The organism is Neisseria sp. P0021.S006 (assembly GCF_051956895.1).
Map to the genome: position 1 here is coordinate 1 of NZ_JBQCWZ010000601.1, position 815 is coordinate 815.

The following is an 815-nucleotide window of genomic DNA, read 5'->3' on the forward strand; positions in this document are numbered from 1 at the left end:
TTCAGGCGCCGTAGTTGCCGTATTGGCAACTTGTTGGGTATCTTTATTGTCTTCGACTGGGTTCACTGCTTGGCTCCTTTGTGGTATGGATGAAAGTGCAGCGGATAAAGAAGTGACGGTTTCTACATGTTTGGCACCGACGATGCGAAGCGCATCGGCAATGCGAGGATGGTGGGTAAAGTATAGCAAGGATTCGAAGAATCGGGAAAATTGCGGCGGAATCTGATGGAAAAATTCGCGCGCGAGCTCGCCGGATGTAACGTAGGCGGCGGCGATGTCTTCAGTTTTAAAGTTCTGCCAATCGATGGCGTGTGGCCGTCTGAAATAGATTTCAGCGATGTTGATTTGGAAACCCAGTTCGGTCAGTTTGTCTGCTAGAAAATCACGGCCTCCATGGCCTCGAATGATTAGAACTCGGGCGTTGGGTGGTAGGTTTTTCCAAATAGGCATTCTCAAGACGGCTTCGCTGTCGTTACCATCTTCGGGAGAGAATACGGGATAGGGGGAGAATTGCGCCAAAGTATGTTGGCTGGTTTGGCCGACGGTAATGTGTACTTTAGGGCCGTCTGAAAAGGTCAGATACGGTACTGCAGTTTCAATAGTGGTCGGGCTGACCCAAAACACCACATCGGCTTGCTTGAATTGTTCGGGAAGTTTGTTTAGTGCCGAACGGTCTGCCTCTATTTCAATCGGACTCAATACCTGAGCCTGCCAACCGGCTGCATGGCAGGTTTGGATATCTTGCTGTGGACGGTTGGACGGACGGATGATGAGTAGAGTAGGCATAATGTGGGATAAATTATTAAGGTTTAGGC

General features: G+C 49.6%; 1 protein-coding gene. It reads right to left on the reverse strand.

Annotated elements, in window-relative coordinates:
* The coding region (locus tag ACTHUM_RS15960; RefSeq protein ID WP_440403417.1) for a uroporphyrinogen-III synthase at nucleotides 1-786 on the reverse strand (786 nt) is incomplete at its 3' end.
* Nucleotides 787-815: the final 29 nt, after the last annotated feature.